This window comes from Streptomyces ferrugineus (genome assembly GCF_015160855.1).
GTDB classification, from domain to species: domain Bacteria; phylum Actinomycetota; class Actinomycetes; order Streptomycetales; family Streptomycetaceae; genus Streptomyces; species Streptomyces ferrugineus.
On sequence record NZ_CP063373.1, the window covers coordinates 6,632,698 to 6,646,780 of the forward strand.

10 protein-coding genes are annotated in these 14,083 nt (G+C 69.8%); 6 read left to right on the forward strand and 4 right to left on the reverse strand.

Features of this window, described 5'->3' with window-relative positions:
• Positions 1–4: 4 nt before the first annotated feature.
• Positions 5–1,240, forward strand: a complete 1,236-nt coding sequence (locus IM697_RS29825; protein WP_194039189.1) for a DUF4185 domain-containing protein — start codon at positions 5–7, stop codon at positions 1,238–1,240.
• On the opposite strand, the gene IM697_RS29830 is transcribed toward IM697_RS29825, so the two are convergent.
• Positions 1,176–2,189, reverse strand: a complete 1,014-nt coding sequence (locus tag IM697_RS29830; protein ID WP_194039190.1) for a bile acid:sodium symporter family protein — start codon at positions 2,187–2,189, stop codon at positions 1,176–1,178. The genes IM697_RS29825 and IM697_RS29830 overlap by 65 nt on opposite strands.
• Before the next feature lie 193 nt (positions 2,190–2,382).
• Between IM697_RS29830 and IM697_RS29835 the strand changes: the two genes are divergently transcribed.
• The 3 genes from IM697_RS29835 to IM697_RS29845 all read left to right on the forward strand — a co-directional run bounded on the left by IM697_RS29835 (position 2,383) and on the right by IM697_RS29845 (position 6,321).
• Positions 2,383–3,252 (forward strand): LysR substrate-binding domain-containing protein, encoded by an 870-nt coding sequence (locus IM697_RS29835; RefSeq protein WP_194039191.1) that lies wholly within the window; start codon positions 2,383–2,385, stop codon positions 3,250–3,252.
• Positions 3,253–3,567: 315 nt separating this feature from the next.
• The gene (locus IM697_RS29840) at positions 3,568–5,394 is read left to right on the forward strand and encodes an AMP-dependent synthetase/ligase (RefSeq protein WP_194039192.1); all 1,827 of its coding nucleotides are present in this window, start codon (positions 3,568–3,570) and stop codon (positions 5,392–5,394) included.
• A 93-nt stretch (positions 5,395–5,487) separates the two neighbouring features.
• Entirely contained in the window at positions 5,488–6,321 is an 834-nt protein-coding gene (locus IM697_RS29845; RefSeq protein ID WP_194039193.1) for an aldo/keto reductase, read from the forward strand.
• Between the two features lie 61 nt (positions 6,322–6,382).
• Here the strand turns inward: IM697_RS29845 and IM697_RS29850 are convergent, their stop codons facing one another.
• The gene (locus IM697_RS29850) at positions 6,383–6,994 is read right to left on the reverse strand and encodes a hypothetical protein (RefSeq protein WP_194039194.1); all 612 of its coding nucleotides are present in this window, start codon (positions 6,992–6,994) and stop codon (positions 6,383–6,385) included.
• Between the two features lie 121 nt (positions 6,995–7,115).
• Positions 7,116–8,021, reverse strand: a complete 906-nt coding sequence (locus tag IM697_RS29855) for a class I SAM-dependent methyltransferase (protein WP_194039195.1) — start codon at positions 8,019–8,021, stop codon at positions 7,116–7,118.
• Between the two features lie 99 nt (positions 8,022–8,120).
• Between IM697_RS29855 and IM697_RS29860 the strand changes: the two genes are divergently transcribed.
• Positions 8,121–8,930, forward strand: a complete 810-nt coding sequence (locus IM697_RS29860) for a phytanoyl-CoA dioxygenase family protein (protein ID WP_194039196.1) — start codon at positions 8,121–8,123, stop codon at positions 8,928–8,930.
• Positions 8,931–8,954: 24 nt separating this feature from the next.
• Here the strand turns inward: IM697_RS29860 and IM697_RS29865 are convergent, their stop codons facing one another.
• Positions 8,955–10,673: a glycoside hydrolase family 6 protein gene (locus IM697_RS29865; RefSeq protein WP_194039197.1), complete on the reverse strand. Its 1,719-nt coding sequence runs from the start codon at positions 10,671–10,673 to the stop codon at positions 8,955–8,957.
• Positions 10,674–11,156: 483 nt separating this feature from the next.
• On the opposite strand from IM697_RS29865, the gene IM697_RS29870 reads away from it, so the two are divergent.
• Positions 11,157–14,072 carry a glycoside hydrolase family 48 protein gene (locus IM697_RS29870; protein WP_194039198.1) on the forward strand — a complete coding sequence of 972 codons (2,916 nt, stop codon included), beginning with the start codon at positions 11,157–11,159 and terminating at the stop codon, positions 14,070–14,072.
• The last annotated feature ends 11 nt before the right edge of the window (positions 14,073–14,083 follow it).

Genomic DNA, 14,083 nt, shown 5'->3' on the forward strand with positions numbered 1-14,083 from the left:
GGGCGTGCCCGACGACGCACGAGCACGGCAGCGCACGGGAACCGGCCTGGGACTTCTGCTGGCCCTGGTTCTCGCGGCCGTGCTGCTCACCGCCCTCCCGGACGACGGCGAACGGGAGGGCGGTGACGCGTGCGTGCCTCGTTCGGTGGCGTCCTGGTCGGCGGACAAGGACCTCACGGGCGAGTTCGCCCGCTACGGCGACGATCCCTCCCGTGCGGACGACTGGACCGGCGGTGACGGTACGCACTCGGTGCGGCTGCCGGACGGCCGGGTGCTGTGGCTGTTCTCGGACACCTATCTGGGCCGGGTGCACGCCCCGCCCAACCCGTTCGGCGAGTCCTACACCTGGCGGGAGGCGTCCGCCCCGCTGGTGCGCAACTCGGCGGTCGTCATGCGTGACGGCCGCCTGGAGCGCACCCTGTCCACCCCGCTCTTCCCGGACCCCGCCCCGAACCAGTGGCGCTGGCCGGTCGCGGCCCGCGTCGAGCCCCGTTCCCCCGGTTCGTCGCAGCAGGTGCTGCGGGTGCTGCTGTGGGTGCGCACGGCCGGGCAGGCGCCCTGGATCTACGGGGTGCCGACCGCGACCGAGGTCGCCACGCTCTCGCTGCCCGATCTGCGGGTCGAGTCGGTGGTGAAGGTCCTCGACCAGCAGCTGGTGCCGGACGCGTCCCGGCGGGTGCTGTTCGGGACGACGCTGGTCGAGGAGGACGGCTGGACGTACGTCTTCGGCGGCGACGACGGCCAGGCGGCCTCCCGGCCGGTCTCGCACGCGTACGTCGCGCGCGTGCCGGAGGGCCGGCTCGCCGAGCCGGGCGCCTGGCAGTACTGGAACGGGTCGGAGTGGGGGAAGGCCGGAGCCCGGCTGCCCCCGGTGCTGGGGGACGGACAGCGCACGGGGGTGGGCAGCGCCTTCTCGGTGGCGCGGGTGCGCGGGACGTACGTGCTGTTCACGATGGCCGCCGGCAGCAGCGGGCTGACGACCGTGACCTCGTACTGGGCCTGCTCCCCCGCCGGCCCGTGGCACGGGCCGGCCAAGGGCTTCAGCCCGTCGCTGCCGGCGGGCGGCCAGGTCGCCGCCTACAACCCTCAGGTGCACCCCGAGCTGAGCGGCGACGGGCGCCTGGTGCTCAGCTACGACGTCAACTGGCTGGACACCGGCGATGCGGCGGCGCAGCTCAGCCGGAACGTGTCCCTGTACCGACCGCGGTTCGTGACGCTGCGGGCGGCGCCGACACGTTGACCGTCTCCTGGGCGTCGTGGGCGCGGCGCCTGGCGATGACCGCGCACACCATGAGCTGCATCTGGTGGAAGAGCATCAGCGGCAGCACGGCCAGTGAGGCGTGCGCGCCGAACAGGACGCTCGCCATGGGCAGCCCGGCGGCGAGGGACTTCTTCGAGCCGGCGAACTGGATGGCGATGCGGTCCTCGCGGTTGAAGCGCAGCGCCTTGGCGCCGTACCAGGACAGGGCGAGCATCACGGCCAGCAGCACCGCCTCGACGGCGAGCAGGCCGCCCAGCCGGACCGGGCTCACCTGGTGCCAGATGCCCTGGACCATGCCCGCGCTGAACGCGGTGTAGACGACCAGCAGGATCGAGCCGCGGTCGACGAGCCCGAGGACCTTCTTGTGCCGGGCGACGAAACCGCCGATCCAGCGGCGCAGCACCTGCCCGGCGACGAACGGCACGAGCAGTTGCAGCACGATCTTGACGAGCGAGTCGGCGGAGAAGCCGCCCGCGCTGCCGCCGAGCACGGCCGCCGCGAGCAGCGGGGTGATGACGATGCCGACCAGGGAGGAGAAGGAGCCCGCGCAGATCGCGGCGGGCACGTTGCCGCGGGCCATCGAGGTGAAGGCGATCGACGACTGGATGGTCGACGGGACGAGGGTGAGGAACAGCAGGCCCTGGTAGAGCGGGTGGGTCAGGATCACCGGGACGAGGCCGCGCGCCGCCAGGCCCAGCAGCGGGAAGGCGACGAAGGTGCAGACCAGGACGGTGACATGGAGCCGCCAGTGCTTCAGTCCGTCCAGTGCGTCACGGGTGGACAGCCGGGCGCCGTAGAGGAAGAAGAGGAAGGCGATCGCGGCCGTGGAGGCACCGGACGCCACGTCGGAGGCCGTCCCGCGCGCCGGGAACAGGGCCGCGAGGCCCACGGTCCCGAGCAGCAGCAGGATGTACGGGTCGATGGGCATCCAACGCGGCCATTGCAGGCGTTTCACTGTGCTCCACTACTTCGCTTGCTTCGCTGAACATCCGGGCTGATCTTCCGGTTGCGGACACGGACGTGCCCTCTCCATCGTCCTCCGGCGGTCCGCGATCGGGAATCCGGCATACCACTCTGACTGTCATCACGTTTCGCGATAACGGCGGGGTAGCCTGATCGACGTGTACGACCCCTCCCACCTCCGTACGTTCCTGGCGGTGGCCCAGACGCTGAGCTTCACACAGGCCGCCAGACGGCTCGGCCTGCGGCAGTCGACCGTCAGCCAGCACGTACGGCGACTGGAGGACGCGACCGGACGGCCGCTGTTCTCCCGGGACACCCACTCCGTGGAGCTCACCGAGGACGGCGAGGCGATGCTCGGCTTCGCCCGCCGGATCCTGGAGGTGCACGACCAGGCGGCGGCGTTCTTCACCGGCACCCGGCTGCGCGGCCGGCTCCGCTTCGGCGCGTCCGAGGACTTCGTCCTGACCCGGCTGCCGGAGATCCTGGAGGGCTTCCGCTACGACCATCCCGAGGTCGATCTGGAGCTGACGGTCGAGCTCTCGGGCACCCTGCACGAGCAGCTCGCCGCCGGAAAGCTGGACCTGGTGCTGGCCAAGCGGCGTCCGGAGGACCCTCGCGGGGAGCTGGTCTGGCACGACCGGCTGGTGTGGATCGGCGCGGAGCGGCTGCGCCTGGAGCCGGATCGTCCGGTGCCGTTGATCGTCTATCCGCCGCCGGGCATCACCAGGGCGCTGGCCCTGGAGGCGCTGGAGCGGCAGGGGCGCGAGTGGCGGATCGTGTGCACCAGCGGCAGCCTCAACGGGCTGATCGCCGCCGCGCGGGCCGGGCTCGGGGTGATGGCGCACTCGCGGGGGCTGATTCCGCCGGGGCTGCTGCGGGTGCCGGACCGGTCGGGGCTGCCGGAGCTGGGGCGGGTCGACTTCGTGCTGGTGCACGGGGGGCGGCGCACGGCCGCGCAGGGGGCGGCGGACGCGCTGGCGGCGACGATTCTGGCGGGCGGGGACCGGTTGCACCGGCGTCAGCCGTGAAGGAGACCGGAGTGACAGATTCAGCCACTTGGACGCTGACGGAAGAGGCGACGGCTCGGCGCGGTCGACATGATCGGCAGGGGCCGAACCGGGTCGTCGGGTGTACAGATTCGGTGGAGATTACGGGTCCGAAACTTACTCAACCGTCAGTTTTCTGTCCGACCCTTCCCCATGTGAGCGCATTTTGCTTCGCTGACCAGTGCATACCTGAGCACCAGTCCATTTTCGGCCCTCTCCCGTCCGAAAGGCGGGTGGGGTAGCTTTCACGGCGCTGTGCGGAGTGTCAGCCTAGGCATTCGGAGCGGGGAGCGGGGTTTGCGCGAGTTCACCAACCCTCCGTTGGCGTTGGCACCGCCGGTGGGCGGCCTGGCCGACGTCGTCTTCCAGCATGCCCAGGAGGACCCGTTGTACGTCGTCCTGGGCCGCAAGGACGAGGACGGGCACTGGCGGGACGTCACCGCCGCCGAGTTCCGTGACGAGGTCCTGGCCCTGGCCAAGGGCCTGCTGGCCCGGGGCATCCGGTTCGGCGACCGGGTCGCGATCATGTCCCGCACCCGGTACGAGTGGACGCTCTTCGACTTCGCCCTGTGGACGATCGGCGCTCAGGTCGTGCCGATCTACCCCACCTCGTCGGCCGAGCAGTGCTTCTGGACGCTGTACGACGCCGAGTGCTCGGCGGCCATCGTGGAGCACGAGGACCACGCGATGACCATCGCGACCGTCATCGACCGGCTGCCCCGGCTGCACCAGCTCTGGCAGCTCGACGCGAGTGCCGTACAGGAGCTTTACGACGCCGGCGCGCACCTCGACGACGAGGTGGTCCACCGGCACCGGCAGGCGGTCACGCCGGACTCGGTCGCGACGGTCATCTACACCTCGGGCACCACGGGGCGCCCCAAGGGCTGTGTGATCTCGCACGGCAACTTCATGTACGAGGCGGACACCGTCATCGAGCGCTGGGAGCCGGTGTTCCACTCCAAGAAGGGCGACGAGGCGGCGACCCTGCTGTTCCTGCCGCTCGCGCATGTCTTCGGGCGGATGGTGCAGGTCGCCGCGATCCGCGGCCGGGTCCGCTTCGGTCACCAGCCGCAGATGAACGCCGCCGCGCTGCTGCCGGATCTGGCCGCGTTCAAGCCGACGTTCTTCCTCGGGGTGCCGTACATCTTCGAGAAGGTCTTCAACGCCGCGCGCCGCAAGGCCGAGAAGGAGGGCAGGGCCGGGGCCTTCGAGAAGGCCGTCGAGGTCGCCGTGAAGTACGCGGACGCGATGGAGGCCAAGGCGTGGGGCATCGGCCCCGGCCCGTCGACGGGTCTGCGCATGCAGCACCAGCTCTTCGACAAGCTGGTCTACTCGAAGATGCGGGCGGCGATGGGCGGCCGCATCCGGCAGGCGATGACCGGCGGCTCGGCCATGGACCGGCGGCTCGGGCTGTTCTTCGCCGGCGCGGGCGTGCACATCTACGAGGGCTACGGCCTCACCGAGTCGACGGCGGCCGCGACCGCCAACCCGCCCTCGCGCACCCGCTACGGCACGGTCGGACAGCCCATCCCGGGCATGACCGTGCACATCGCGGACGACGGTGAGGTCTGGCTGCACGGCGCCAATGTCTTCCAGGGCTACCTCAACAACCCGAAGGCCACCGACCAGGCCCTGCACGACGGCTGGCTGGCCACCGGCGACCTGGGCTCCCTGGACGAGGACGGCTATCTGACCATCACCGGCCGCAAGAAGGAGATCCTGGTCACCTCGGGCGGCAAGAGCGTCTCGCCGGGCGTGCTGGAGGAGCGCGTCCGCGACCATCCCCTGGTCTCCCAGTGCATCGTCGTCGGCAACGACCGCCCGTACATCGCGGCCCTGGTCACGCTGGACCAGGAGGCCGTGGAGCACTGGCTGATGATGCGTGACAAGCCGCAGCTGACCCAGGCCCAGCTGGTGCGCGACGCGGACCTGGAGACCGAGGTGCGGCGGGCGGTCGTCGCCGCCAACACGCTGGTCTCCCAGGCCGAGTCGATCCGCACCTTCCGCATCCTCGCCCAGCCGTTCACCGAGGAGCACGGGCTGCTCACGCCGTCCCTGAAGCTGAAGCGCAAGGCGATCGAGAACGCGTACGCCAACGAGGTGGAGGCGCTGTACCGGGCGTGACGGCCGCGGATTTCACCGTCAGGAATGCAGAAGGCCTCGTGATCGTTGACGATATGAGTACCACCTGACGACAACCGTAAGGATCAAGAGCTCGTGAGCAGCAAGGTCCCCCCGATCATCCTCAACAACGGCGTCGAGATGCCCCAGCTGGGCTTCGGCGTCTGGCAGGTGCCGGACGACGAGGCGCAGCAGGCGGTCGGCACCGCGCTGGAGGCCGGGTACCGCAGCATCGACACAGCGGCGATCTACGGCAACGAGGAGGGCACCGGCAAGGCCATCGCCGCCTCCGGTCTCCCCCGCGAGGACATCTTCGTCACCACCAAGCTCTGGAACGGCGACCAGGGTTACGACGCGACGCTGCGCGCCTTCGACGCGTCGCTCGACAAGCTCGGCCTGGACTACGTCGACTTGTACCTCATCCACTGGCCGCTGCCGTCGCAGGGCAAGTACGTCGACACCTACAAGGCGTTCGAGAAGCTCCACTCCGACGGCCGGATCCGCGCGATCGGCGTCTCGAACTTCCTCCCCGAGCACCTGGAGCACCTCATCGCCGAGACGTCGGTGATCCCGGCGGTCAACCAGATCGAGCTGCACCCGCACCTTCAGCAGCGCGCCTCCCGCGAGTTCCACGCCGAGCAGGGCATCGCCACCGAGGCCTGGTCGCCGCTCGGCTCCGGCAAGGGCCTGCTGGAGGTTCCGGCGATCGTCGCCATCGCCCAGAAGCACGGCCGCACCCCGGCCCAGATCGTGCTGCGCTGGCACCTCCAGCTCGGCAACGTCGTGATCCCGAAGTCCGTGACGCCGTCGCGGATCAAGGAGAACATCGAGGTCTTCGACTTCAGCCTGGACGACGAGGACCTGGCGGCGATCAGCGCGCTGAACGAGGACCGGCGGCTCGGCCCCGACCCGGCGACGTTCGGCGCCTGACGCCGACCCGGCCGCTTCGTTCCGCCCGCCGCTCGTACCGCTCGAGCGGCGGGCGGACGCGTCAGTCACCGCGCACGTCGGTGAAGACGACCTCGAACTCCTCCAGTCCGGTCACCGTGACATGCGCCTTGGCCGCGCCCTCGTGCCGGGCCGCCGCCTGACCCGCGCGCGAGGCCGCGAGCGACGCCTGATCGACGAAGATCGCCCCGACCAGCCCGCGGCCCCGCTCCCGGTCGACCAGCAGGGACGCCCTGGCGAACCCGGGGAGGGTGTCGAGCCTCGGCACCACCGTCGCCCGGAACGTGTCGGCGAGCAGATCGGTGTCCCTGGGATCGAACTCCAGCCTGCTGAGCCGCAGTCCGCCACCCGCCTGCGGCTGCCGTGCCTGGTGGAAGACCGGCGCCTCGTAGTTGTCGACCGCCAGCGTCCCCATGAACGGCTCCAGCATCGGCACCCGCCGTTCCCGCAGCACCTCGTCGCTGTTGTGCCGGGCCTGCTCCGTCTCCCACCAGCTCGCCGCGAGGAGTTTGCCGAGCGTCCGGTCCACGAAGACGCTCGCTCCGCGGTATCCGGGACGGTCCTCCAGCAGGTCCCGCCCCTCGGTGTTCATGGCCCTGATGGCCGTGTCGATCTTCGCGGGATCGCCGGTCGTGTAGATGGCGCGTACGAACATGACACCTCCCGGGAGTCCGGGCCGACATCCGAAATCTTCGGTACGCCCAGTGTTCTACCGGGGTGATAGCGCCGCAAACAGGGCGATCAGGAAACTTTCCTAATAGAAGGCCGCACGGAGGTCACTTCGGCCGGACCGCCGTGTACACCGTCTGCGCCGCCAGGACGAACAGGTCGGGGCGGTGGTGGACGCTCGCCTTGTCGTCCGGGTCGAGCAGGCGGTCCAGGGTCGCGCGGTCCTCGGCGTCGAGGCGTTCACCGACACCCTCGCGGGTGCGGGCGAGGGAGGCGGCGACGTAGGCGCGGGCGCGGTCCGTGGTGGGGGCCGGCAGGTCGAGGAGGAAGGTGCGGGTACCGGTGGGCCTGAGGCCGGCGGCGGTCAGCAGCGCGGGCCAGTCCTCGGTCTCGGCGACGGAGCCGGGCAGCTCGGCCCGCATCTGCGCGAACCACTCCGCCTCCAGCACATCGAGCCGCGCCTGCAGCCCGGGCCGCCCGAACCCGATGTCCCGCGGCAGGAACCGCGCGGGCAGCCCGCCCTCCTGCAGGGCCAGTGTGCCGCCGTACCCGAGACGGTCCGCGAACGCGGCGAGGGCGGCGCGCTGGTCGCCCAGGTGGTGCAGGCTGCGGCTGGCCCACAGCAGATCGGCGGGGTAGTCCAAGTCGTCGAGGACGTCCGGGAGTTCACCGGCGAGGGTGCCGAAGCGGTCGGCGACACCGAGCCGCTCGGCACGCGCCCGGGCCCGCTCCAGAAGGGGTTCGGATCCGTCGACGGCGACGATACGGGCCCCGGGGAAGGTGTCGGCGAGCAGACAGGCGACGACCCCCGGCCCGCTTCCGGCGTCGACGACCAGCCCCGGCTCGGTCTGCCGTTTGGCGAGCCAGGCCATGGCGTGCTCGTACAGGGGCGTGAACAGCTCCGCCTGCGCCTCGAGGAGCGGCGCCATCTCGCCCCAGTCGATGTCGGCGTGGTCGTGGTGGTGACCGGTGTGGTGGTGTCCGGCGTGGTCGTCGTGGTGATGGTGCGCCATGCTCGTCAGCCTCTCCCTCGGGTGAGGCCAGCGTGCGCCGACGCACCGTCGCGGGGCCACTGTCGTTGCCGTAACGGCAAAAGCACGGCAAAAAATCGGATGCGGCCCACGGGTCCGGTCACCCACGATGGCCCGATGGACGACGAGATGGTGGAGCGCTTCCTCGAGGACGGGTTCGTGAAGATCGAGGGCGCCTTTCCGCCGCGTGTCGCCGAGCACTGCGCGCGGCTGCTGTGGCGGGAGACCGGGTACGACCCGCAGGACCCGGGCACCTGGAAGGAGCCCGTGCACTGGGTGTACGACATGGCGCAGGGCCCCTTCGCGGCCGCCGTCAACACGCCCGTCCTGCACGAGGCCTTCGATGTGCTGGTGGGTGAGGACCGCTGGCAGTCGCGGTACTCGCTGGGCAGCTTCCCGCTGCGGTTCCCGCACGAGGAGGAACCGGACGACGCGGGCTGGCACATCGAGGCGAGCTACGTTCCCGAAGGCGCCGAGCACCCGCATACGAACCTGCGCTCCAAGGACCGCGCGCTGCTCATGCTGTTCCTGTTCAGCGAGGTCACCGAGGCCGACGCCCCGACCCGCGTCCGGGTCGGCTCGCATCTCGACGTACCGCCGGTCCTGGCACCGTACGGCGAGATGGGCGCCTCCTTCCTGGAGCTGGGCCCGAAGGTCGCCGCGGCCTCCGCGCACCGCCCGCTGGCCCACGCCACCGGCCGCCCCGGCGACGTCTACCTCTGCCATCCCTTCCTGGTCCACGCCGCCCAGCCGAACCACGGCACACGCCCGCGCTTCATGGCCCAGCCGCCGCTGCACACGTCGGTGCCGCTGGAGCTGGAGCGGGCGGACGGCGACTACTCGGCAGTGGAGTTCGCGATCCGCCGGGGCCTGGCCCGGGAGGAGGGCTAGGCCCCGGCGGGGCGGGTCGGGCGGCTAGGACAGCGGCGGGTACGCGTTCTGCATCAGCTGCTGGAACTGCGCCGAGAACCAGTGCCCGGAGATGGGTGCGTTCGGCAGGGCGCCGGACATGTTGTTGCCGTTGCGCGGGTTGCCCTCGTACGTCGGGTCGCACATGCGGTCGAAGCCCTTGCCCTCGTCGTTCGGGATCTCCTGGCTGGAACCGTCGGACTCACCCGGCGGCTTCATCCAGACGTACGCGTCGATCCCGGTCGCCGGGTTGGCCTGCGGGCGCTCGCCGAGGCCGGCTCCGGACTGGTTGCACCAGTTGCCGACGTGGATGCGGCGGTCGTAGCGGCCGCCGTCGACATAGGCGTCGACGTCCGTCGTCGGGCCCGGTCCGGCGGGACGCGCGCTGCCGCCCCAGCCGTTGCGGGAGGTGTCGATGAGCATGCCGATACCGGAGTTGAAGCCGGTCGTGACGAGCTGGTTGCGGAAGCCCTGCGCGAAGGACAGCTCGTCGACGTAGCGGTTCCAGTCGACCCACTTCGACTCACGGACCGACTTGCCGCCGGCGGAGTCGTTGATGGTGAAGTTGTTCTCCTTCAGGGCGCTGTAGTTGGCCGTGTTGGTGATGAAGCCGTGCACGTCGTTCACGGTGGCGCCCTCGGAGGTGGCGGCCTCCTTCATCACGGCGGCGCTGGGGGCGAAGTTGTCGTCCCAGCCGATCCAGCCGTGGTGCCCGGCGTCGATGTAGTTGTAGACGTTGGCCACGTCACCGAGCTTGTTCAGGGCGTAGCCGACGCCCTTCTGGTAGTTGCCGTTGGCCTTCATCACATCGCACTCCGGGGTGGCCGTGGGACGGCTTCCGGTGTTGGTGACCAGGTTCGGCAGCGAGTCGATCTCGATCGTGGTGACGATCCGCAGCGCGGCGTACTTCGGGTCGGCGAGGATCGCGGCGATCGGGTCGATGTACTCGGTCTTGTACCGGCCGAGTTCCGTGGGGCCGAGCTCGCCGTTGGAGGCGAGGGCGGAGCAGTCGCGGCCCGGCAGGTTGTAGATGACCAGTTGGACGACGAGTTCGTCGGAGCCCTTCTGTTCCAGGGCCTTGTCGAGGTGGGCGCGCAGACCCATCTTGCCGCCCGCGCCGTTGATGGCGGCGATGCGGTCGAGCCAGACGCCGGTGGGCTGGTTGGCGATGCGGCTGCCACCCGGCTCGGCCGCCGCCGCGGCTTGCCACTCGGGGTTCACGTACACCTTGGCGCCGGAGTACGGGTTGTCGACCTTGGGGCCGGTCGGGTCGGGGTCCGGCGGATCCGTGGGACCGCCGCCGCCGTCGTCGACGTTGCAGGTCACGCCGTCGAGGGTGAAGGTGGCGGGGACGGCGTTGCCGCCGCTGTAGGAGCCCTGGAAGCCGAAGCTGACCGAACCGCCCGTCGACAGCGTCCCGTTGTAGGTCTCGTTGGTGGCCGTGACGTCGGCGCCGCTCTGGCTGATCCGCGCGTTCCAGCCGCTGGTGACCTTCTGGTTTCCGGCGTACGACCACTTCACCGACCAGTTCGACTTGGCGGCGCCCTGGTTGGTGACCGTGACGGCCGCGGTGAAGCCGGTGTCCCACTGGTTCTGCACCGTGTAGTCGACGGTGCAGGGCACGGCGGCCGTGCCGATTCCGCCGGGGTCCGCGGCGAGCGCGGTCCCCGAGGCCCCGGCGACCAGGGCCAGGGCGGCGAGCATCGCTGTTCTGGTACGACTCATGAGTGCGGGTTTCCTTCTCGGTTGCGGGTGTTGTCCGTCGAGTGAGCGCGGGTGATCGCGCAGCCCGATGCCCTGCGACGCGGGGGTTCCGTCGCAGTCGGAGATCAGGGATGACCCAAAGGAGCAGTCGTCGAACCACTTCGTGACCGGAGCGGGCGTGGAGTGCCAGCAGCTCTCGGCGAGGGCGACCGTGCGGTGACGGCTATAAGTACTGAACGCGGGGGGTGTCGCATGAGCGACTCCTTGCAGATCAGCGCGCCGGGACGGACGCGTCGACTGATGGAATCGCTCCCACTGGTGCCATTGAAGCTAGCGCCAAGTGACGGTAAAGGACAGGGGAGTTACTGACTTTTGCTCAACTGAACTCATCGAATCTTTTCGACTCTTCAAGCACCTTGACCCCTTGCACCCCCGTCCCCACTATGGGAGCGCTCCCACTGGTTCAAGCCTTGACTTCTCCGAGCCGCAAGGAGGAACCAGCACGTGCATCCCCCACGCAAACGCAGAGCCGTACGACGGTTGTGGACGGCCGCCGTAGCGGCCCTGGCGCTCCCCTTGACGATGCTGAGCACGGGTTCGACACCCGCTCAGGCAGCGGCAGTTCAGTGCAGTGTCGATTACAAGACCAATGACTGGGGCTCCGGCTTCACCGCGGATCTGACGATCACCAACCGCGGCACGGATGTCATCGACGGCTGGACCCTGACGTACAGCTACACGGGCAACCAGAAGCTCGGCAACGGCTGGAACGGCACCTGGTCGCAGTCCGGCCAGGCGGTCACGGTCAAGGACGCCGGCCACAACGGCCGGATCGCCGCCGGAGCCGCGGTCAGCACCGGTGCGCAGTTCACCTACAGCGGCAGCAACGCCGCCCCCACGAACTTCGCCATCAACGGTACGAGTTGCACCGGCGCCCACCAACCCCCCATCACCGTGCTGACCAGCCCGGCGGCGGGTGCCGTCTACTCACAGGGCGACGCCGTCCCGCTCGCGGCCACCGCCGCGGCCGCGGACGACGCGACGATCAGCAAGGTCGAGTTCTACGACGACACCACGCTGCTGGGCACGGACACGACGGCGCCGTACTCGCTCTCGGTCTCCAGCTTGACCGTGGGCAGCCATTCACTGCTGGCGAAGGCGTACGACAGCCTGGGCGCGTCCGCGGAGTCCACGCCGGTCGGCATCACGGTCGCCTCGGGTCCCGCCGTGGTCGCGACGCCGGCCCAACTCCCGGTCCAGCAGGGCAGGACGGCGACATACGACGTCAAGCTGTCGACCCAGCCGTCGGCCGGCGTCACCGTCACCACCGCCCGCGCAAGCGGCAACCCGGGCCTGTCGGTGACCGGCGGCGCCTCGCTCACCTTCACGCCCTCGAACTGGAACACCGCGCAGAAGGTGACCCTCACGGCCGACGCCTCCGGCACCGGTTCGGCGACCTTCGAGTCGACGGCCACCGGGCACGCGAAAGCCACGGTCACCGCCACCCAGATCGCGGCGACGAAGGCGTACGACGCCCGCTTCCTGGAGCTGTACGGCAAGATCACCAACCCGGCGAACGGCTACTTCTCGCCCGAGGGCATTCCCTACCACTCGGTCGAGACACTGATCGTCGAGGCACCGGACCACGGCCACGAGACCACGTCGGAGGCCTACAGCTACCTTCTCTGGTTGCAGGCGATGTACGGCAAGGTCACGGGCGACTGGTCCAAGTTCAACGGCGCCTGGGAGATCATGGAGAAGTACATGATCCCGACCCATGCCGACCAGCCGACGAACTCCTTCTACAACGCCTCGAAGCCGGCTACGTACGCACCTGAGCTGGACACCCCGAACGAGTACCCGGCGAAGCTGGACACCGGGGTCCCGGTCGGCTCGGACCCGATCGCCGGCGAGCTGAAGAGCGCGTACGGCACCGACGACGTCTACGGCATGCACTGGCTGCAGGACGTCGACAACACCTACGGCTACGGCAACTCGCCCGGCAAGTGCGAGGCCGGGCCGAGCGACACCGGGCCGTCGTACATCAACACCTTCCAGCGCGGTGCGCAGGAGTCGGTGTGGGAGACGGTGCCGCAGCCGACCTGCGACCAGTTCAAGTACGGCGGCACGAACGGGTACCTGGACCTGTTCACCGGTGACGCCTCCTACGCCAAGCAGTGGAAGTTCACCAACGCCCCGGACGCCGACGCCCGAGCGGTGCAGGCCGCGTACTGGGCCGACAAGTGGGCCGACGAGCAGGGCAAGGGCGGCGAGATCTCCGCGACCGTGGCCAAGGCCGCGAAGATGGGCGACTACCTGCGCTACGCGATGTACGACAAGTACTTCAAGAAGGTCGGCAACTGCGTGGGCGCCTCGTCCTGCCCGGCGGGCACCGGCAAGGACGCCTCGCACTATCTGCTGTCCTGGTACTACGCCTGGGGCGGAGCCACCGACACCTCGGCGGGCTGGGCCTGGCGCATCGGCTCCAGCCATGCGCACGGCGGCTACCAGAACCCGATGGCGGCCTATGCGCTGAGCTCGTACGCCGATCTGAAGCCCAAGTCGGCGACGGGACAGGCGGACTGGGCCAAGTCCCTCGACCGGCAGATCGAGTTCTACCGCTGGCTGCAGTCCAGCGAGGGCGCGATCGCGGGCGGCGCGACCAACAGCTGGGCGGGCCGGTACGCGACGCCGCCCGCCGGCAAGTCGACCTTCTACGGCATGTACTACGACCAGCAGCCCGTCTACCACGACCCGCCGTCCAACCAGTGGTTCGGCTTCCAGGCGTGGTCGATGGAGCGGGTCGCCGAGTACTACCAGCAGACGGGGAACGCCGCCGCGAAGGCCGTCCTCGACAAGTGGGTCGACTGGGCGCTGTCCGAGACGACCGTCAACCCGGACGGCACGTACCGGATCCCGTCGACGCTCCAGTGGTCGGGGCAGCCCGACACCTGGAACCCGTCAAGTCCGAGTGCGAACAACGGACTTCATGTCTCCGTCGCCGACTACACCAATGACGTCGGCGTGGCGGCCGCGTACGCCAAGACCCTGACGTACTACGCGGACCGCTCCGGGGACACGGAGGCCGCCGCCACGGCCAAGGCGCTCCTCGACGGCATGTGGGACAACCACCAGGACGACCTGGGCATCGCCGTCCCGGAGAACCGCGCCGACTACAACCGCTTCGACGACGCGATCTACATCCCGTCCGGCTGGACCGGCACCATGCCGAACGGTGACGCGATCAACTCGTCGTCGACCTTCGACTCGATCCGTTCGTTCTACGAGGACGATCCGGCCTGGTCGAAGATCGAGGCGTATCTCGCGGGCGGCGCGGTGCCGTCGTTCACGTATCACCGGTTCTGGGCCCAGGCGGACATCGCGTTGGCCATGGGCTCGTACGCGGAGCTTCTCGAATAACCGTCCCCGCC

What these genes read in the sequence shown, in the direction of transcription:
- IM697_RS29830 (WP_194039190.1), bottom strand. Translation starts at nt 2,189, where the DNA reads ATGCCCATCGACCCGTACATCCTGCTGCTGCTCGGGACCGTGGGCCTC.
- IM697_RS29850 (WP_194039194.1), bottom strand. Translation starts at nt 6,994, where the DNA reads ATGTTCGTACGCGCCATCTACACGACCGGCGATCCCGCGAAGATCGAC.
- IM697_RS29855 (WP_194039195.1), bottom strand. Translation starts at nt 8,021, where the DNA reads ATGGCGCACCATCACCACGACGACCACGCCGGACACCACCACACCGGT.
- IM697_RS29860 (WP_194039196.1), top strand. Translation starts at nt 8,121, where the DNA reads ATGCGGCCCACGGGTCCGGTCACCCACGATGGCCCGATGGACGACGAG.
- IM697_RS29865 (WP_194039197.1), bottom strand. Translation starts at nt 10,673, where the DNA reads ATGAGTCGTACCAGAACAGCGATGCTCGCCGCCCTGGCCCTGGTCGCC.